The 1,287-nt window shown below is 51.4% G+C and carries 1 protein-coding gene; it reads left to right on the forward strand.

Annotation, left to right across the window (positions count from 1 at the left end; genetic code table 11):
• Positions 1-1,287: Calx-beta domain-containing protein (locus GVN20_RS29475; RefSeq protein WP_229599231.1), on the forward strand; the 1,287-nt coding region annotated here is incomplete at both ends.

The raw sequence follows: 1,287 nt of genomic DNA on the forward strand, positions 1-1,287 counted from the left end.
AGGCACAGGAACGATTCAAAACGACGATGCAGCAACGGTGACCTTATCGATTCCGAGCACGCCTTATTTGCAAAACGAAGGGAATTCTGGCACAACAGCTTATGTCTTTACCGCTACGCTTAACAATCCCGTACAGGGAGGTTTTCAGGTAGCCTATACGACCAACGATGGTCTGGCCATAGCCCCCGAAGATTATACCGACAACGATGGTTCATTGAGCTTTGCGGGAACGGCGGGCGAAATGAAAACCATCACAGTGCTTGCCAATGGGGACCTGAAAGTAGAAGCCAACGAAGATTTTACTGTTGCGCTGGGAGCCATTACGGGCGCTCCTGCGGGCGTTACGGTTGTTGGTTCCCCCAAACAGGCGGTGATTACCAACGACGAATTAGATTTTGGCGACGCGCCCGATACGTATAACACCTTGCTAAGCAATAACGGTGCTCGCCACAATACTTCCATTGCCTTCCATTTGGGAGCCACGGTAGACGGAGATGTGGACGGGCAACCCACCTCAACTGGCAACGGTGACGATATTGATGCTGAAGGTGACGACGACGATGGGGTGACGCTTCCGTCGGCCTTTATTACGGGTACTACTGCCAATATCACGGTCAATGCCTCAGGGGCAGGCTTTTTGAATGCTTGGGTTGATTTCAACAATGATGGTGATTTTGGTGACATGGGAGAGCAGGTTTTTACCAATCAAGCTTTAGCCACAGGCGACAACAACTTGACGATTGCCGTACCATCGGGTGCCGTACCCGCGCTGACGTTTGCGCGTTTTAGATACACCACTGCTACGGTAATGACGCCCTCGTTCGTTGGCTTACAAACGACGGGAGAAGTGGAAGATTATCAGGTAAATATTTTGAATACGCAGTTTTCAGTCAGTAGCCCAACGGTAGCTGAAGGCAATGCGGCTACCACGAGCCTTATCTTTGTTATTACTAGAACCAACAACGCGAATGCGGCTTCGGTAGATTATGCCATCACGGGGGGCACGGCTAGCTCCGGAACGGATTATGTGGCTTTAGCGTCAGGAACGGCCAATTTTACCGCAGGAGGAGCTTTGACTCAGAACGTGACGGTGACGGTCAATGGTGATTTAATGGTTGAAGACAACGAGACGGTTATTCTGACGTTGTCAAATCCCGTAGGTGGAGGCATTAGTGGTGCCACAGGAACGGGCAGCATTACCAACGATGACGCGGCTACACTCACGCTGAGTGGCGGCACTGCCAAAAACGAAGGATCCGCAGGTACGACCAGTTACACTTTCACGGC

Source organism: Runella sp. CRIBMP (assembly GCF_009905605.1).
In the GTDB taxonomy this organism is placed as follows: Bacteria; Bacteroidota; Bacteroidia; order Cytophagales; family Spirosomataceae; genus Runella.